This is a genomic window from Arthrobacter sp. alpha11c (assembly GCF_054149985.1).
The window spans coordinates 70392-89145 of the sequence record NZ_CP196747.1 but is presented as its reverse complement, the minus strand read 5'-3'; the positions used below and the strand labels follow the sequence as shown (position 1 = coordinate 89145).

Genomic DNA, 18754 nt, shown 5'->3' with positions numbered 1-18754 from the left:
AACAACATTACCGTCCGGTGAATGGCAGACCAAATCCTGGCGACGTGATGTGCATCTCCCCCATCAATATCGCTCAATTGGACTCCCAGCAGCCTGCTTCCCCAAGGATTTTCTGCAAAGCAAAAGGGCCGTTGTCCGCTCCAGGAGGAGAGGACAACGGCCCTTCTAATCAGGCGGTGTCAACCATTCACCGGGTACTAGCTGCTCGGTGAAGGCGACGGTGTGGCGCTTGGTGTAGCACTGGGTGTCGCTGTCGGTTCCGGCGTGATGCCGAGACGGGTCTCGGCGTCGATCGCCCTCTTGAGAGCGTCGGAGAGCTTGGTCTGCTGTTGGCCGTAGCCGGCAAAGTCTCCCTTGGCCAGAGCTGCCTGGCCATCCACGATTGCCTTATTGGCGTCGTCCAGAGCCGCCTTGAGATCAGCTTTGGCGTCGGTCGGGCCGGCAGGAGGCGTTGTGGTCCCAGGCGGCGTTGCGGGCGTCTGGCCATTGTTGTCGGAGTCGCCAGCCTTGGCACCGGAGTTACCGCCGAACAATTGGTCCAGAGCCGCATCCAAGGTAGCTGCAAAGCCGATCTTGTCGCCGAAGGCCACGAGGACCCGCTGCAAGGTGGGGTAAGAGGTCTCGCCTGTTGACTTCAGGTAGACGGGCTGTACATAAAGTAGGCCGCCGCCAACGGGCAGGGTCAGCAGGTTGCCGTTCAGAACGTCCGAAGCGCCCTGACGCAGCAAGTTCAGCGCCTGGGAGACTGTGGGATCCGAGTTGAACTTGTTCTGCGCCTGGCCGGGGCCAGGAACCTGGGTGTCCGTTGGAAGCTGCAACAGCCTTAGCTTGCCGTAGCTGTCCGCCTTAACACCCTTGACGTTTCCGGCATCTGAATCTGCGGCCAGGAATCCGTAGAGGATATTCCTTGCGTTCCCGTTGACTGTTTGCGGAATGAAGGAAGACGTCAGCTGGAACGCAGGCTTGTCTTGGTCAGGCATCTGCAAGGACATGTAAAACGGCGGCTGCTTGACGGCTTCCGAGACCGTGGGGTCGTTCGGAACACTCCACGCATCGTTGTTCTGGTAGAAGTTGTCAGGGTTCGTGACGTGATAGCGACCCAGAAGTTCACGCTGGACCTTGAAAAGGTCCTCGGGGTAACGGACGTGGCTCATGAGGTCGCCAGACATCTCTGTGTAGGGCTTGATCGTGGTGGGGAACACCTTCTGCCAAGCCTTCAGCAGAGGATCGTGGTCGTCCCAGGCATAGAGCGTGACTGAACCGTCGTATGCATCAACCGTGGCCTTGACCGAGTTGCGGATGTAATTCACTGAGCTGTTGGGCAGGGTCACCGTCCGGCCTGCACTGGTCTGCGAATCAACAGTTGCGTTCTGCAACTGCTGGGGTTGGGAGTACGGGAAGTACTGGCTGGTGGTGTAACCGTCAACGATCCACTTCACGCGGCCATCGACGACGGCCGGATAGGCATTGCCATCAACCGTCAGGTATGGGGCGAGCTTCTCAACCCGTTCACGCGGATTGCGGTCGTAGAGAATCTGGGATTTCTCATTCACACCGTCAGACAGCAACAAGTCCGAGGACTGGAATTTGATGGAGTACAGAATGCGGTTGAGCCAGTTGCCTACGACGGGACCGCCGTTCCCGGTGAAGGTGTACTGGGTTTCTCCCCCGCCTTCGCGTCCCGCTGGGCGGTCCTGTTCGCGATGCTGGGCACCCTCGGGAGCTCCAACGATCGAATATTCGGGCGAGTTCTCACCGAAATAGATGCGTGGTTCGTACGAGGTGTCGTTGCCGAGAACGCCATTGGATGGAATGCCTGATTGCAGGAATTCCGGCTTGCCATCAACCGTGAATTTGTTGCCCTTCGCTGCGACCACACCGTAGCCGTGCGTATAAACAATGTGCCGGTTGACCCAGGTCTGCTGGTTTGCGCTCAGGCCGTCGGGGTTCAGCTCACGAACAGCGATGACGGTGTCCTGCACTTTGCCATCCACCGTGTAGCGGTCCACGTTCAGTGTTTGAGGGAACTGGTAGTACGGACGGTACTGCTCAAGCTGGGCGAACGCCGAGGAGATGAGGTTCGGATCCAGCAGGCGGATGTTGGCCGCGGTCTGGGCGTCTTTTGCCAAAGCTCCGCTTGTGGCCGTTGTTGTGGCGTTATAGGCGGAGACATCAATCTTGTCCAGGCCGTAGGCGGCCCTGGTCATCTTGATATTGCGGTCAATAAACTCCCTTTCCAGGGTGTTCTCCGAGGGACGCACCTGGAACTGCTGGATAACCCATGGGTAGACGCCACCAGCCAGGATGGCCGTGATGATCAGCATCGCTGTACCGATCACGGGCAGGCGCCAGCGGCCGATAACCGCAGCAATGATAAAGAGAATCGCAACCAGGCCAGCGGCAACCGCCAGGATGGCCTTGGTGGGCACAACGGCATTGACGTCCGTATACAGGGCACCCGCCCACCGTCCGGATGAGCTCTGCACTGTGGAGTACCTGTCCAGCCAGAAATTCACGCCAAGCAGCAACAGGAAGAATGCACCCGTTACGGCAATGTGGATCTGGGCGGCACGGCTGGTGAATACACCACGCTCCATGAGCCGGATGCTTCCGTAGAGGTAATGCGTGAGGATGCCCGCAATGCCAGCCACTACGGCGATGCTGATGAGGAATCCGGTAACAAAGCCAAGGAACGGAAGCGACATCAGGTAGAAGCTGATGTCCAGGTTGAACAACGGATCCGTTTGGCCGAAGGGTTCCTGGTTGAAGAAGAGGAGGACCTTCTGCCACTGGCTTGCCGCGGCGCTGCCGGCAAAGAGCCCGAACAGGATGGGCAGGCCCACCATGACGACCCGGCGGACAGGCTCAAGCTGGGCCTGGTAGCGGTTGAGGTTGTCACGTGACTCAGCATCCGGAGCGTAGACAGGCCGGGCGTGGTACGCGATCCTGATGGCGAAGTAGACGGCAGCGAACATCATGGCGAACCCGACCAGGAAAGTGACGATCCTGGCGAGGTTCTCGCGGACATAAACTTCGAAGAAGCCGAGCTGCTGGTACCAGAGGACGTCTGTCCACACATTGGCGAAGAAAATGAATCCAACGACGGCCACTGCCACGACGATGAGTGTCGGAGTCAGGGCACCTCGTCTCAGCGGCGATCTTCCGGGCGGGTTGGAGCTGGCGGGACGGGACAAACTCTGTACCTCATTGGTGGTCGTCAGTTAAAAGTCGGTGTGCGCGTGTTCGACGATCTCTGCCCCTGGGCGATGGCGGAGTCCGTCATATATGCCACGAGTGGCGGTGGAGCTAAGTTCCACCGTCAGTCTAGTTGTTGGTGCAGGTGGGAAGGCCCGCCGTGTCCTGTCCTGAACCGAGTCGTTCCACCGCCGCAGTTGCATCGGCCAAGGTTTCCACCTTTACCACCTGCAGGCCATCAGGAATGTGCCCTACGACGTCGGCGCAATTCGCGGCCGGAGCCAGGAACATGGTGGCTCCATGCTGACGCGCTCCAATCATCTTCTGCGCAATGCCGCCGATGGCTCCCACTGCCCCATCAGCGGTGATGGTTCCGGTCCCTGCCACATGCTTTCCCCCTGTGAGGTCCCCTGGCGTGAGATTGTCCACGATGCCCAGGGCAAACATCATTCCGGCGCTCGGACCGCCCACATTGTCCAAGGAAATCTTCACGTCAAACGGGAAGGTGAAGTCGCTGCCCAGGAGGATGCCCAGGACATAGCGGCCAGCGGGATTCTTCGTGGGCGTTATGGTTTCCGTGACTGCGGAACCGTTCCTGTCCACGACGAGCACCGCCGGGGCGCCGTTTCCGGCTGCCAGTTCAGCCTGGACCATGCTGAGGGAGGAGATTGGCTTTCCGTTAATGGAGGTCAGCCGGTCGCCCTCCTGGAGTTTCCCCACTGAAGGAGACGGATCCGAGAGGCCCGCCACCTTGAGCCTCTGTTCAAAGGGGATGTCCAATTGCCGCAGCGCTGCGGCAACAGCGTTTTCCTGGGAAGTCTCCATGGCAATTTCGCCTTGCTGGACCGTCTCCTCCGCTGTGGTGCCTTTGGGATAGATCAATTCCTCGGGATAAACGGCCTTCGATTTGTCCAACCAGGCCCGAAAGACCTCGAAAATCGTTGCAGGAGTCTTCGGCCCGCCCGCCATCACCACCGTCGTCAGGTCCAGGTTCCCCTTGGCCGGGAAAGACTCATGTCCCGAAATGCTGATGACCGGTTTGTCCCCATCCTGCCCCAACGTATTAAAGATCGGTCCGGCAGACTCAACAACGTAGGGAACCGGCAAAGCAGCCGCCCCGATCCCAAGTCCCAGTGCCAGCAGGCCCGAAACCACCATGATCATGTACCGGCCGCTGCCGGGAGGTTCCGGCGATTCCGGGGAGGAATCGGCGTCGTGCGTCTGACGCGGGTCGAGCGAGCCCTCCGGGCTGGGCGAAGTAAGCATTGAGGCCTCTCTTTACCGGCACTGAGCGACCGGCATTTTGGCTCCTGCCGCTGGCCGCGGCGACGGGCACATACCAAACATCCACATTACGCGGTCGGAGGTAGTGGGGATGCTTTGCCTACAGCGAACGACGCCGCGCACAGGCAGACAGCCTTCCCACTGCGCGGTACGGTGAAAGTGATCACCAGCCAGTTCGACGATCGGCGGCACCATGACTTCCAATCCCAACAACCCGTCAGATGACGATGAGACGCCCAAGGACCCGCTGGCGGAAATGCTGCAGAACCTGATGGGCGGCCAGGGCATGGGCAACATCGATCCCGCCGAACTGGCCAAGGCCGCAGGGCTGCCCAACGATCCCCAGCTCCTGCAGCAAATGTTCGCACAGGTCCAGGCCATGATGAGCTCAACGTCCGAGGGCCCGGTGAACTGGCAACTGGCCCATGAGAACGCAAGGCGCGTTGCGGCATCCGGGAGCGATCCCTCGGTGAACGCCCAGCAGGCCCGGGACATCGATGAAGCACTCCGGCTCGCAGAACTATGGCTGGATCCGGTAACAGATCTTTCCGCTACGGGACTTATCGGCCGTGCGTGGTCCCGCGCGGAATGGGTTGAAGCAACGCTTGGAACGTGGAAGCGGCTGACCGAGCCAGTTGCCAACAGCATCGCCAATGCCTTGTCCAACGCATTGACCCAGCAGATGCCCGAGGAAATGAAGTCCATGATGGGTGGGGCGTCGTCAATGCTCCAGAACATGGGCGGCGCCATTTTTGGGATGCAATTGGGCCAGGCGATTGGCGCGCTCTCGGCTGAGGTAGTCAGCTCCACGGACATTGGTGTTCCCTTGGCTGACCTCGAAATGGCTCTGCTCCCCGCCAACGTCGCCAAGTTCGGCGAAGGACTCAGCCTCCCCGAAAATGATGTCCGGCTCTTCCTCGCCGTCCGCGAGGCAGCCCACGCCCGGTTGTTCGTGCAGGTTCCGTGGCTTCGCGGCCACTTGCTCGGCGCCATTGAAGCCTATGCACGAGGCATCCACATTGACATGTCCCGAATCGAGGATCTCGCGCGGGATCTTGATCCCGGCAATCCTGAAGGAATCCAGGAAGCCTTGTCCCAGGGTGTCTTCACTCCGGAGCGGACGCCGGTGCAGACCGCCGCCCTTGAAAAGCTCGAAACGGCGCTTGCGCTCGTGGAGGGATGGGTGGATGAACTCACCGCAGAAGCCACGGACAAGGTACTACCCTCGGCGACCGCCCTGCGCGAAACTGTCCGTCGTCGCCGTGCCACTGGCGGCCCTGCCGAACATGCTTTCTCTTCGCTTGTGGGGCTGGAACTGCGCCCCCGGAGGCTTCGGGAGGCCGCTACCCTCTGGGCAACCCTGAAAGCAGAACGCGGTATTGCCGGCAGGGATGCCATTTGGCACCACCCTGACCTGTTGCCTACGGGAGAAGACCTGGACGATCCCAAGGGCTTCTCTGAACGCCGCAGGCTCGCCGAGGCGAGCGACACCGAAGTTGACGATGCTCTGCAGAAGCTGTTGAGCGGTGGCTACGATGAGCCTGGGGACGCCGCATCTGAGGATGAAGGCTCCCAGGACGAAGGCTCCCAGGACGACACCGGGCCTGACTCGGGCAGCACAGACCCGAAGTCACCATCCACATAATGTCAGCAATGGTCGCCATGGATTTCATGGCGATCATTGTCCGTCTCTAGCCCGTTGCGTCCGCGTCCGCGCCCGTTCCAGCAGATTGGTTGGCCTCCCCGCTCATCCCACGGGACGTCGCGAACGCGACCCCCTCCAAGAATGCTTTGGCGCGCTGTGTCTCCGGGTAGGCCTCCAGCAAGCGCCAAAACTGCGCGTTGTGTCCAGCTACCAACAAGTGGGCAAGTTCGTGCAGGAGGACGTAATCGATCACCCACTGGGGCATCGCCTGAAGCTTGTTTGAAAGCCGGATGGTTCCATCCGCTGGAGTAGCCGAGCCCCACCGTGAGTTCTGGTTCGTCACCCAGCGGACCGACGTCGGAACCGCCCGTCCTCCAAGGTAGGTCCGCGAAAGATGCCCTGCATGCTGGGCAAGTGCCTCATCCGTGGCAGGCCTGCGCCGATCTGTTTTACCCGCCCGGCGCTCACCTTGCTTCTGCAGCTTCGCAAGCATGCGCCGTACCCACTCGCGCTCCTGCGATTTGGTAAAGCTTGCCGGAATCGCGACAACGGCATTACCGTCTTCCCAAAACGCAGCTACCGTCCGTCGGCGCCGGGCTGAGCGCCTGACGACTACCGGAGCGCCGTCATCGGTGAGCATCGGAACGTCGGCCTGCCCGGCTGTTGAGCGCGGCATCAGAGGTTGGTGCTCTCTGCGAGGACGGCGAGGACGGCTTCTCCGTAGCGCTCCAGTTTGGAGGGCCCTACCCCCGCCAGTCCGGCCAATTCCTCCAGCGACGCCGGCCGGGCTTCGGCTATTGCGGTTAATGTGGCATCAGTGAAGACAACGTAGGCGGGAACGTCGGCAGATTGCGCTTCATCGCGCCGCCACTGCCTCAAGGCGTCGAAGGTCTGTTCCTCGTAGGTGGGCGGGCATTGGTTGCAGCGACCCACCTTTCTCTCGGCTCCGGAGGCAAGCATGCTTCCACATACCCTGCACGACGCCGGCGCGGCAGCTTTGCGGCGCGTGGAACCTGCCCGACTCGTGGCGTTCGCGGACGCCACCGAGTCAGGCCGGAGTCCATCGAGGAAGCGGGAGGGCTTGCGGTTGGCGCGACCACCCGGAGTACGCGCAGAGGACCACGACAGGTTCAGATGCTCACGCGCACGGGTGATCCCGACGTAGAGCAGCCGGCGTTCTTCGTCCACATCCTCCGGCGTGTCAGCGAAGGAGATCGGCATGAGTCCTTCGCTGAGGCCCACCAGGAACACGGCATCCCATTCAAGGCCCTTTGCCGAGTGAAGGGAGGCAAGCGTCACACCCTGAACTGTGGGAGCATGCTGGGCCACCGAACGTTCCTGGAGCTCGTTGACGAACTCAGCCAACGTGAAAGACTCTCCGCGGCTGACTGACAACTCATCAGCCAAGGCCACCAGGGCCGCCAGCGATTCCCAACGCTCGCGAAGGGCTCCCCCGCTGTGCGGCGCGGCTTCGCTGTAGCCAAGCGAGGCAACAATGTCACGGACAATCTGGCCCAAGGGCTCCGGAGGGCCTTCCGCCACAGCCCTGGTTGCAGCCCTCAACTGCAGGATGGCATCCCGGACCTCCTTGCGCGCGAGAGAACCTCTCTCCGCCGCGAAGCTGGTAACCGATCCCAGCCGACGCCAGCGCTTGCTCGTAAGCTTCGGATTGCCCGTTGGTGCGGAACAGTATGGCGATCTCGCTCGCCTTGACTCCCGTGTTGAGTAGCTCCTGGATTCTGCCGGCAACGACCGCGGCCTCCGCTTCGTCGTCCGGACATTCCATGAACCGAGGCTCCGGGCCGGCCGGCCTTTGGGCGACAAGCTTGAGCGGAGGCGCCCACGCAGCATCGGCAACCGGTCCGCCACTTCGCCGGGACCCGAGGAGATCATTGGCCAGCTTAACGACCTGCGGCGTGGACCTGTAGTCACGGATGAGCTTGACCACGGTGGCACCTGGATAGTGCGCCTTGAAATTCAAGAGGTGCTTGGGCGAGGCCCCCGTAAAGGAGTAGATAGTCTGGCTGGCATCGCCCACCACGCACAATTCGTCACGGCCACCCAGCCAGAGATCCAGGAGCCGCTGCTGAAGAGGGGAGACGTCCTGGTACTCGTCGACGACGAAGTGGCGGTATTGCTCCCTGACCGTAGCTGCCACCTTGGGATCCTCCTGGAGGATCCCAACGGTAATCAACAGGACGTCTTCGAAGTCAATGACGTTGCGGTCAGTCTTAATATCCTCGTACGCCTGGAACACCCTGGACACAGCCGTGAGGTCGAAGCCACCCGGAGTCCCGCGTCCTTGTGCATTCTCCAGGTAGTTGGCAGGTGTGAGCATAGAGACTTTTGCCCACTCAATCTCTGCAGCCAAGTCCCTGATGGACGCGCGATCAGTGCTGAGGCGAAGCCTGCGTGAGGCCTCAGCGATCATGTTCGCCTTGTGGTCCAGCAGGCTGGGCAGGGTGCCGCCGATCGCCTGAGGCCAGAAGAACTGTAATTGCCTCAGGGCCGCAGCGTGGAATGTCCGTGCTTGGACATTGGCCACGCCAAGATCCCGAAGCCTGCTACGCATTTCGGCCGCCGCCCTGGCCGTGAAAGTCACGGCCAGCAGCCTCTGGGGTGAATACACCCCCGAGTGCACTCCATAGGCGATGCGGTGCGTGATGGCGCGGGTCTTGCCTGTGCCTGCACCTGCAAGTACGCACAGGGGACCGGTCAGAGTGCTGGCCACTTCACGTTGCTCATCATCCAGGCCGCTGAGGATTCGCTCCTCAAGTGAGCCCCCGACGTCGAAAATTCCTCCTGTCACGGCTGGAGGTCTTCGATGACGCCGCCGTACCAATGCTCAATCAACGAGCGCGCAATCGACAGGCGCGTGGAGATGGTGATCTCGCCACTCAACACGGCCTCCTGCAACTCTTCCCGGCTGAACCACCGCGCGCGGGTGACCTCGACGCCGTCGGGGCGGGCAACGGCGTCGTTCGTTATTGCCGTAAAGCCCAACATGAGCGAGGCAGGGAAGGGCCACGACTGCGAACCGAGATACTGGCACGCAGTAACGCGGACACCTACTTCCTCGCCGATTTCGCGGACAACAGCCTGCTCAAGCGATTCCCCGGGTTCAACAAATCCAGCAAGGGTGGAGTAGTTCCTGGCGTCGGCAGGCCCGCCGCCACCCAAGAGAATCCTGCCGTCAGGGCCGACCACCGTAACGATGATCGCCGGGTCAGTGCGCGGATAGTGCTCAGAGTTGTCTTTGGGACACCGCCGCACCCAGCCCCCGGTTTCGATACCAGTTGGCGTGCCGCACTGCGGGCAATGCGTATGCGTCGCGTGCCAGTTGGAGATGGCACTGGCTTCGATGAACAAGGCGGTGTCAGTAGCATCGAGACGTCCGGCAACTTCCCGGAACCCGGCCCACTGCGCATCGGAAGGGATCAGGGCTGTCCCCGGCACGGGCGGCTCAGCAACTGTAAACAGCAAAACAGGCGTACCCTCGGCCACGGAAGAAGGCTGCAAGGTGGTGCCCAGGTAGATAGCAGTCAGGGCGCCAGCTTTTGCTTCGCCGAGGGCAGCCCACAGAGGACCAGCGTCCCCGAACCAGAGGCCGTCCCTGCTCACCAGCGCCTTGCGTTGGGAAATGACCATAGCCTTGGCCTTGCCGGAGACGATGAGGTCCTCAACCATGCCAGGCTTCATGCGCTCACTGGAGCCTCGGTCCACCAACGCCGGGCGCACTGGAAGAACAGTTTCCATCAAGTGGTTGGCCAGCGCCGGAGACTCCGCATAACTCATGTATCTACCGTACTGATTCGCACCGACAAAGAACATTTGGATCGGCCGCTTGTGCATATCGCAGCATTGCCGGCCGCTGAACTGACCGATGATCCACTTAGGCCTTGTTTTCGTGCGGATCTGAAGACTCGCCGCACTGCATCATGGCCATGGGCGCCACTCAATCTACCGTGGAAGACGTGAGAAGAACACCGCTCGAACTGGCCGCTGTAGCAACCGCGGCGGTGCCCGGACTGGCACCGACGGCTACAGCCTATTCCCCCGACGACGACGCCGACTTCGATTCGGCGTTGTTGCTCGACGCGGAAGGCAAGCGCTGGCGCGTCCGTTCGCCGCGCCATCCCGAGGCCAGTACCCGCCTCGAAACGGAATTCATGGTCCTGCGGGCCTTCGCGCCCGCCATCCGTGCCGAGCTTCCTTTCCATGTGCCAACCGTCGCCGGCACAGTCCGGCAGGGCGCCCTCACAACGTTCGTGTACGCCCATCTGCAGGGTTCCACGCTGTCCATTGACGAGCTATCCGCTGGCAGCCCGGCTTTGGCCCGTGATATTGGCAATGCCCTTGCCGCCATCCACGACCTCCCCCTGGCACTGGTCAACAACGCAGATCTGCCCAGCTACTCGGCCAACGAGTTTCGGCAGCGCAAGCTCAACGAATTGGACCAGGCGGCCACTACCGGCAAGATTCCTGCCATTTTGCTGCGGCGCTGGGAACATGCCCTTGAGGACGTCGCACTCTGGCGCTTCAACCCCTCGGTGGTCCATGGGGATCTTCATGAAGACAACCTGATGGTCCAGGACGATACCGTCACCGCCTTGACAGGATGGACCGATCTCCGCATCGGTGATCCCGCAGATGATTTCGCCTGGCTGGTGGCGTCCAACGAATCCTCGTTCGTTGAGGCCGTGCTGAGCCGGTATACCGAGGCGCGCCGGGACACGCCTGACGCCCATCTGCTTCGACGGGCCGCTTTGCTGGCTGAATTCGCGTTGGCGCAGTACCTGGTGAAGGCAATGGCCGTTGGGCAGGAGGATATGACGTCCGAGGCAGTATCAATGCTGCAGTCCCTCGCGGACGACATCGAAGAGCAAGCGCGGCAGGACGAGGCCGTTCTGGCCGCCGAGCAGGCAGCAGCAGCTGAGGCTGAGGCCGAAAGCGCAGCACTACAGGGTGCGTCGAAGCAACAGGCGAGCACTCAGCAGCCCGCCGTTACAGTCGTGCCGATTCCCGACGCCGGGACTTCAGTCCCAGTGACGCCCCTGCCTCCAACATCTTCTAAGGAAGTCCCCCATGTCGGAGTGCCTGACGCCGAAGCGCCTGGCAAGGAAGCGGCTGGCAAGGAAGCGGCGTCAGACGCGGATGCCGGAACCGCGTCGGACAAGGTGGCAGAAGAATCCACCTCCCGGCCTCAGGATGACGCGTCGACTGCAGCTTTGAATGTTGTCAATGTGACACCGCTGCATGCCGGCGAGCGTTCCTAGACCAGCGCTTCCAGACCCCAGTTTCGGGCCCTGCCTCCAGGACTCCTTCTATTTGGAGCTCCCACCCGTGGGATCGTTGTTGAGGGCCTTGCCGATGATCTGCTCGAGTTCCTCGGCGCTGCCAAGGTCATGCGGGCGCACGACAGCATCCTCCGCGACGTAATAGAACGCCGCGCTGACTTCCTCCAGGGGAACGCCCTTCAACCGCGCCCATGCAAGACGGTACACAGCCAACTGCACGGCTCTCGCTGCGAGCTGTTTGCCTGCAGGCCGGCGACCTGTTTTCCAGTCGATAAGTTGCCAGCGCCCGTCCGCGTCGCGGAAAACGGCGTCGATACGTCCGCGGACCACCACGTCACCGATCCTCGTTTCCACAGGCACTTCCACAAAGGCTGGAGCCCGATGCGCCCACTCGGATTGCTTGAACGCTTCAACCATGTGATCCAAGCCGTACGCTTCGTCAATATGGGCATCCGAGCCAGGTGCTTCGTCGATGTCCAACATGCCGGTTGTTCCGAAGTACTCCTCCACCCAGGCGTGGAAGGCTGTGCCCTTTCGGGCCGAAATGCCTGGTTCCCGGGGCACGGGTCGGCGCAGTTGGGCCAGCACCGCTGCAGGATCTGCGCCAAGGTCAACGAACAGGGACGCCGAGATGTGGCTGGGCAAGTGCACGTCCTGATGAAGCTTTCCCTGGAGCCGGCGATCCAGTAGCAGCTGGGCTTCGTGTGACCACCGCCCCGGGTTGCCTGTCAACGCTTGCGGTGATGCTTGGGAAGCGGATTCCTCCATGAATTCAAGCACCCGGGCTGCAGCCCGGTCCATGGCGGCACGGCGGCCGGGCACGAGCCTGATGCGGGCTCCGGTACGGGGATCGGACGGGCCTTCGAGTGGATCATACGGAAATTGAGCCACTTCCAACGTTGCTGTGAGCGGACTGCTATCGGGCAGTGATTCTTCGTCTACTGACTCAGGGTGGACCACAACGCTCCGCCCGGCCGCGACGGCGAGGGCGTCCCCGGACGAGGAGGGCACTCCCGCGAGTGGCGCCAGCTCGGAAAGGAACGACGACATCCCTGCCATACCGGACCTGGACCCATTCCACGCGGAGCTGGACACCATCAAAACGAACTTGGCCCGCGTGTAGGCGACGTACGCAAGCCTGCGTTCCTCGGCTTCGCCATGATGTTGAACGTCCGATTTGAAGTCCTTCTCTGCGTCCAGCCAACCCTTTTGGTCCTGATGGTCAAGATCCCACTGCGGCAGATCGGCTCGGTCACCCCGCAACGGCCACGGCAAGGCAGCTGCGCCGCTGCTCCACCGTGAGTCCCTGTTGCTGGGGAAGGAACCCGCGTTGAGCCCGGGGACAAAGACGACGTCCCATTCCAGCCCCTTGGAGGCATGGACTGTCAAGAGTTGGACTGCTTCGCGGTTGGTTTCAAGAGGGGCAATATCCAGGCCACCCTCTTCGGAGGCCGCCGCTTCCAGCCAGGACAGGAATGCCAGGAGGTCGATCCGCTGCGAGGTCTGCAGGAATCCGGCGGCTGCGTCCTGGAAGGCATCCAGGTTTCGCCGTGCCTGATGAATGCTCACTCCCGGCTTTGCCGCCACCTCGATATCCAGCAACATGGCACGTTCAACCTCGCCGAGCAGTGTAGTCAGGTCATCCCCGATGTACGTTCGAAGGGAGCGCAATTCCTCCGACAACCTGGTCAATCGTTGCTGGGCTGAAAGGCTCAGCGTTCTCCCATGTCCGGATGTCCAGCCCGGCCGCGGCAGGAAGTCCAGGGCTTCCACGAGGCTTGCGGCGTCAGTGATATCGCTTTCCATCACGACAGCAGCCGGGTCTTCGTCGGCGACCTCAAGAGGATTGCCAGGTCCTGACCTCCGCTTGGCAAGGAAACGGGACCAATCATTAAAGGCCATAAGGTCCGCTGGTCCAATGCGCCATCGTGCTCCAGCGAGAAGCCGCATCAAAGCATCGGAACGGCCAGGATCAGCCAGAACCCGCAGTGTCGCCACCAAGTCCACTATTTCAGGAGTGTCCAAGAGACCGCCGAGGCCGACGATCTCGTAGGGAATTCCTTGAAGTTCGAATTCCCTCCGAAGGCATTCCATCTGCGCACGTCGCCGGCACAGAACCGCCATGGTTGGCTTGACCGGAGTACCGTCTTTCTCTTCCTCGAAGACGGTCCTCTGGTACCGCCGGATGACGCGGGCAATAGCGCCAGCCTCGTCTTCGTCAGTGCCAAAGCGACCGATAACAACGCTGCCTTCGGCCGCGGCCGGACTCGGCACCAGGGGCGGAACAGCAACGCCACTGACATTCCCCCTCTCCCCTGCCGGACCGTCGGTGGCCGCGGCTTTGTTCAACGGGGCCGCAATCGTGTTGGCCGCTTGCAGGATGTTCCGGCCGTTGCGCCAAGCCGTGGTCAGGTAAGACGTTGGGGCCACAGAATAGGCCTCGCCGCCTGACTCTTGATCGTTCTGCCTCACAGGGAACTCCTGCACAAAGTGGAAGAGCTGCCCCGCCGAGGCACCGCGGAATCCGTAGATCGACTGGTTGGGGTCCCCTACCGCGGTAACGGCATGGCCGAGGCCGAAAAGGCGCGAAAACAAGACAAGCTGAGCATGCGATGTGTCTTGGAACTCGTCCAGCAGCACCACCTTGTAGCGTGCCCGCTCAGTGGCCGCAGCCAACGGTATTTCCCGCGAAATACGGGCCGCAAGGGCCACGAGGTCCCCGAAATCCAGCACTCCCCTTTGTCGTTTGGCATCCTGGTACCGGAGAACCATATCTGCGACGCTGGCCCGGGTGCGCAGCATGGCAGCGAGCTCGCCTGCCGCCTGCGTCGGGTTCTTCTTTGCGCCGGCCACATAAGGGAGTTGTTCGAAGGACTGAACGCGCTCCAGCACCCAGTCGCGGACGGTGGCGGGGTCCTGCAAGTGTTCCGCGCATTCGCCGGCGAGCTGGATGACGGCATTGACGAGCGTCGACTTTGCCGCGGTGAAATGCTCATATTCGCCGTCGTAGGCCTCAACAACCTCGCTTGCCAACTGCCACGACTGGGCCCCACCCAGCAGGACGACGTCCCGCTCGATGCCCAACCTCAATCCATAGTCCGAAACGATTCCGCTCGCGTACGAATGGTAGGTGGACACCTTTGGCTCGAGGTCATCAGCACCCAGAAGCCCCTTCGGGAAGCCGATGCTGCCATCGTCCTCATTCGCTATTCGCTGGAGGGTGGCCAGTTTTGTCCGGATTCTGCTGGCCAGCTCGCCGGCGGCTTTACGGGTAAATGTCACGCCGAGGACCTCCTCCGGCCGGACCCAACCATTGGCCACGAGCCACACCACGCGATCCGCCATGGTGGCGGTCTTTCCCGAGCCCGCGCCGGCAATCACAAGCCGCGGCGTAAGCGAGGAAGCAATGATGCTTGCCTGCTCTGAGGTGGGGTGGTTCTTTTCGCCAAGAATGTCTGCCAACTCCGACGGGGAGAACCTGGGAACAGGCAGCCCGGACTCCACATCCAGGATTCCGGCGTCCCTGGTCTCGGATCCTTCAAGAAGATCGGTAGTCATTCAGTGACCTGCTTTCCTCTGGCGCACAGTGGGCAAATATCGGGTAGACGGCAGCCATGTCCACCGTGTCCCCCTTTGCTCGGATCGTGCCGGGCCTCGAACGTTGCGCCGGCCATGAGTTCAGCGGCCTCGTTGACCAAAGCCTCTGCCCAGTTGTCGTCGGGCTCGAGCGGATCCTGCTGTTGAACCCCGGGGCTTTTGGTCTTGGTTCCCAGCTGTGCAAGGACGGCCCCACCGGGAACAGGGTTGCCGATATCCCCAAGCTTGCCCGCTTCCTCAAATGCACCTTTGAGCACGGCAGCCTGGTACGCCCCCAGCTGAGGGTGCCTGGCTACTTCCGCTTTGCCCGGCTGGCGTTTCCCGGTCTTAAGATCGACGATCACCAAACGGCCTTCGGCGTCGATTTCCAAGCGGTCAACCTGTCCGCGAAGCACAGCGTGCCGAGTGGCGGTGGAATCATCCGCATCCTCATCCAGACGTGCAGAACGTAGGTGGACGTCAGGAAGTTGGACTTCGAAGTCGCGCTCCACCGCCAGCAGGCTCCTGCCCTCGCTGCGCATGATAAGTACGTATTGGGCCAATTTACGAACCATCAGTTCCGCGCGCTGGTAATCCAGCTTTCCTTCCCAGTTGTCTTTCATTCCAAGCGTGGGCCAGCGGCGAACGAGTTCCGCAACGTACTGCGCACCTGAAGCGTCCGGCAGCTCTTGTGCAATGGTGTGGACCAGTGTGCCAAGGCTCCGCGCGAAGTCAGTGGCAGCTTCACCCCCTGCCGCTTGCACAAACCAGTCCAGTGGGGACTTGTGGACGGCCTCCACCTTGGATGGCGATACCGATACAGTGCCTCCCGCCGGGACCACCGCTTCCTCGGAGCTCAAGGGAGCCAAACCCCACCAGGTATCCGGATGCGCTCCCGCGACTGGTGGATCAACCGAGGCGAGGCGAGCCAGCACACGCGCTGCCTCGCGCGCGGTCGACGACTCTCCGTTGGCGTCCTGATCATCAACCTGGGCATGCTGTCTCAATTCAGCCACCAGCGCGCGCAGAGTCATCGGACGATCCACCGGGGTGTAGTCGCGCCGGTACTCGCCAGAAGCCAACGGTGCGACGTAATCCAGGAAGGCCGAAGGTTGTTCGTCCTCGGAAGAGACAGCCGTGCAGATGAGGACCTCCCTGGCGCGTGAGACCGCAGTTGAGAAACTCCTGAGTTCGTCGTAGCGAATATCCCTCAGCCTGCTGAGGGGGCCGCGGCCCAGCGCGTAGTCAACTCCATGCTCCACGGCGTCAGCAAACAGGGTACTGCCCAGGAGTTCTCCGCGTAGACGGGTGTTCGGCCAAACACCTTCCTGGAGGCCGGCCACGATCACCACAGGCCATTCGCGGCCCGCAGCGCTGGCGGGAGTCATGATTTCCACGCATTCCTCAAGCTGGGCCCTCGCCGCAAGGGTGTCCATCGGAAGTTCCTGGTTCAACAAGTAATCGAGGAACTGTTCAGGGCCGGAGCCGGGCAGTTGATCCACAAAACGCTCCGCTGTGTGGAACAGCGCCATCATGGCGTCAAGGTCGCGGTCAGCGCGGGCCCCGGCACTCCCTCCTTCCAGCGCGGCGGCAGACCAGCGCGAAGCCAAGCCGGTGGCGTGCCATAGCGCCCAGAGGACGGATTCCGCGTTGGCCCCTGGCTCGGCTGCTGCGGCGGTGCCGGCAGCAATCATCCGTGCAAGTCGTCGGGCAGGGTTGCCTTCAATCCCCAACGAAGTCAGCGCTCCCGGTTCAAGCAACGCCTCCACCAGCAAACCGTCACTGGAACGTCCGCCGCCGCCAAGTAGCTCCTCGCGTCGGAGAGATTGCCGGAGGCGGCGCAGCTCAATGGCGGAGGCTCCACCAATGCGCGAAGTCAGGAGGGAAACAGCGGTTTCAGGAGTGAGCTTGGCCGGATCAAGGATGACGGCGAAGACCTCCAGGAGGGGCCGGACGGCCACCTCATCCCGGACTGCAGAATCAGCCACAGGAACGCGCACGGGAATTCCCTGTCCGTTGAGGTAGCGCTGGAGCTGCGAGATCAATCCACCATTGCGGACAATGACCGCAATATCGCCAAAGTCCCGGCCCTCACGCAACTGCGCTTCCAGAATCCGCTGTGCGACATACCGGAGTTCATGGACGGGAGAAGGCAGCACATGTCCTTCCACCCGCCCACCGTTGCTGATTTCCTGAACGCCTTCGATGGACTCCGGCTGTTCAAGGCGCCGCGCCCTTTGGCCCCCGGATCGTTGGGAGATACGTGCGGCAACCCTTGTCCAGGCCTGCGCCACCTCGGGGCGATGACGATGCGTGGTCCACAATGGCCGCTCAAGAACCCCGTGCCTTCCTTCCAGAAGCAAGGGCAGCTCAGCGACAAGGTCAGGCCGCGCTCCGCGAAAGCCCTGCACCACCGTGTCAGGCGAATATGTAACCAGGGCGTCCTTGCCCTCGGCAATATCCGCGAGGAGTTCAAACACGGCAGGGTTGGATTCCTGGGCATCGTCCACGAGAATCAGCTGCAGCCGGTCACGCTCAGCGGCCAGGAAAGCGGGCGAGTCCTGAAAAATCTGGCGCGCCGTGGTGATGATCCCCGCGGGATCGAAGGCCTCGGGCATTCGGAGGTCCAAAACATCCCGATACTCACTGTAGAGCTCGGCGGCTGCCATCCAATCCGGACGCCCACATTCATAGGCGAGCCCCACCAGGTCCTCTGCAGTGCGGCCGGACTCGATAATGCGATCAAATAATTGGCGGATCTCGTGGCGGAAGCCACGGGTGGGCAGTGCTGCGGAGAGGTCTTCGGGCCAGGGCAACTGATGCCCCGGGCGGGAATGGCCCTCCAGTAACTCCTTGATGATCAGATCCTGTTCCGGTCCGGACAGGAGCTTGGGCGGCCGGGGCAAAGGCAGGACGCCTTCGGCTTTGGCCCGCCGGATGACGTCGAAGGCGTACGACGCCCAAGTGCGTGCCGGCGTCGTACTGAGGCTTCTGTCCAGGCGACCGGTGAAGGTATCCCGCAAGGCGGCCGCGGCGTGCCGCCCAGGAGCGAGAATAAGTATCCGTTCGGGATCCACGCCGTCTTCATTAACACGGCGGACCGCTGATTCGACCAGCACTGTGGACTTTCCCGTGCCCGGGCCTCCAGGGACCAGGACAGGTCCGCCTCCTTGCCTGACTGACACAACCGCACGCTGGTCCGGAGACATGTCAGGTGCCGCGTAGTGGATCTCGCGCGGCGGAAGCAGGCGAAGGGCCGCCGGGGCTTGGCGGGTTTTGGTAGCTGATGCGGTCACACAGTCATTTCATCATCGGGCACTGACAAAATATGGAGCTGACGCTCCAACTGGTCCGAGATCACATCAATAAGATCGAAATCAGCATCCGTTGGCGCCCATCGTGCAGTGCCTAGGTCCACGCGCCAGCGGCCCTCACCTGTCCGCAGGAATTCCTCAAAGGCGCCGTGCAACGGCGTGGACTCCAGCACATAATGGCGCAGGGCCTCTGCTTCGTGGCCGGGCGGGGCATCCCCGCTTGCCCGAAGGACACGCCACCAAGCTACGGAACTGCCGTAGTGGCTCATCACCGCGCCCACCTGCCTGGGTCCGCCGGCTCCAAGGAGCTCTGCGACGTCGCCATATGACACGGCCGTGCCGGGCGGAACAAGGTCCACGACAGCCAGTACCGCCGTCACATACTCCATCCGCATGTGCTCCAGCGTAGCCGCAGGAGTGTCGTGCCCAGTACTGTCGGTGCC

9 protein-coding genes and 1 pseudogene are annotated in these 18754 nt (G+C 62.0%); 2 read left to right on the top strand and 8 right to left on the bottom strand.

Going from position 1 to position 18754, the window contains the following annotated elements:
* Positions 1-197: 197 nt before the first annotated feature.
* Both ACTAQJ_RS00405 and ACTAQJ_RS00400 read right to left on the bottom strand, forming a co-directional pair.
* Positions 198-3194 carry a UPF0182 family membrane protein gene (locus ACTAQJ_RS00405; protein ID WP_431115768.1) on the bottom strand — a complete coding sequence of 999 codons (2997 nt, stop codon included), beginning with the start codon at positions 3192-3194 and terminating at the stop codon, positions 198-200.
* 130 nt (positions 3195-3324) lie between these two features.
* Positions 3325-4461: a YlbL family protein gene (locus ACTAQJ_RS00400; RefSeq protein ID WP_498699964.1), complete on the bottom strand. Its 1137-nt coding sequence runs from the start codon at positions 4459-4461 to the stop codon at positions 3325-3327.
* Positions 4462-4672: 211 nt separating this feature from the next.
* Between ACTAQJ_RS00400 and ACTAQJ_RS00395 the strand changes: the two genes are divergently transcribed.
* Positions 4673-6124 carry a zinc-dependent metalloprotease gene (locus tag ACTAQJ_RS00395; RefSeq protein ID WP_431115770.1) on the top strand — a complete coding sequence of 484 codons (1452 nt, stop codon included), beginning with the start codon at positions 4673-4675 and terminating at the stop codon, positions 6122-6124.
* 46 nt (positions 6125-6170) lie between these two features.
* Here ACTAQJ_RS00395 and ACTAQJ_RS00390 read toward each other — a convergent pair whose 3' ends face one another.
* The 3 genes and pseudogenes from ACTAQJ_RS00390 to nudC form a co-directional block, all read right to left on the bottom strand.
* Positions 6171-6800: a M48 metallopeptidase family protein gene (locus ACTAQJ_RS00390; RefSeq protein WP_498699962.1), complete on the bottom strand. Its 630-nt coding sequence runs from the start codon at positions 6798-6800 to the stop codon at positions 6171-6173.
* Positions 6800-8933 (bottom strand): annotated as a pseudogene (locus ACTAQJ_RS00385) (ATP-dependent DNA helicase UvrD2). The gene ACTAQJ_RS00390 and the pseudogene ACTAQJ_RS00385 overlap by 1 nt, the downstream one beginning before the upstream one ends.
* Positions 8930-9919, bottom strand: a complete 990-nt coding sequence (gene nudC, locus ACTAQJ_RS00380) for an NAD(+) diphosphatase (protein WP_431115773.1) — start codon at positions 9917-9919, stop codon at positions 8930-8932. The pseudogene ACTAQJ_RS00385 and the gene nudC overlap by 4 nt, the downstream one beginning before the upstream one ends.
* A gap of 179 nt (positions 9920-10098) precedes the next feature.
* On the opposite strand from nudC, the gene ACTAQJ_RS00375 reads away from it, so the two are divergent.
* The gene (locus ACTAQJ_RS00375; RefSeq protein WP_498699960.1) at positions 10099-11400 is read left to right on the top strand and encodes a macrolide 2'-phosphotransferase; all 1302 of its coding nucleotides are present in this window, start codon (positions 10099-10101) and stop codon (positions 11398-11400) included.
* 48 nt (positions 11401-11448) lie between these two features.
* Here ACTAQJ_RS00375 and ACTAQJ_RS00370 read toward each other — a convergent pair whose 3' ends face one another.
* The 3 genes from ACTAQJ_RS00370 to ACTAQJ_RS00360 are packed head-to-tail and all read right to left on the bottom strand — an operon-like array spanning position 11449 to position 18706.
* On the bottom strand, positions 11449-14979 hold the full coding sequence (locus tag ACTAQJ_RS00370) for an ATP-dependent helicase (RefSeq protein ID WP_498699958.1): 3531 nt from the start codon (positions 14977-14979) through the stop codon (positions 11449-11451).
* Positions 14976-18293 carry an ATP-dependent helicase gene (locus ACTAQJ_RS00365; protein WP_498699956.1) on the bottom strand — a complete coding sequence of 1106 codons (3318 nt, stop codon included), beginning with the start codon at positions 18291-18293 and terminating at the stop codon, positions 14976-14978. Before ACTAQJ_RS00365 ends, ACTAQJ_RS00370 begins: the two co-directional genes overlap by 4 nt.
* Positions 18290-18706, bottom strand: a complete 417-nt coding sequence (locus tag ACTAQJ_RS00360; protein ID WP_431115778.1) for an MGMT family protein — start codon at positions 18704-18706, stop codon at positions 18290-18292. Before ACTAQJ_RS00360 ends, ACTAQJ_RS00365 begins: the two co-directional genes overlap by 4 nt.
* Positions 18707-18754: the final 48 nt, after the last annotated feature.

Coding starts and splice junctions, on each gene's coding strand:
- ACTAQJ_RS00390 (WP_498699962.1), bottom strand. CDS start 6,800: ATGCCGCGCTCAACAGCCGGGCAGGCCGACGTTCCGATGCTCACCGAT.
- ACTAQJ_RS00400 (WP_498699964.1), bottom strand. CDS start 4,461: ATGCTTACTTCGCCCAGCCCGGAGGGCTCGCTCGACCCGCGTCAGACG.
- ACTAQJ_RS00360 (WP_431115778.1), bottom strand. CDS start 18,706: ATGCGGATGGAGTATGTGACGGCGGTACTGGCTGTCGTGGACCTTGTT.
- nudC (WP_431115773.1), bottom strand. CDS start 9,919: ATGAGTTATGCGGAGTCTCCGGCGCTGGCCAACCACTTGATGGAAACT.
- ACTAQJ_RS00395 (WP_431115770.1), top strand. CDS start 4,673: ATGACTTCCAATCCCAACAACCCGTCAGATGACGATGAGACGCCCAAG.
- ACTAQJ_RS00370 (WP_498699958.1), bottom strand. CDS start 14,979: ATGACTACCGATCTTCTTGAAGGATCCGAGACCAGGGACGCCGGAATC.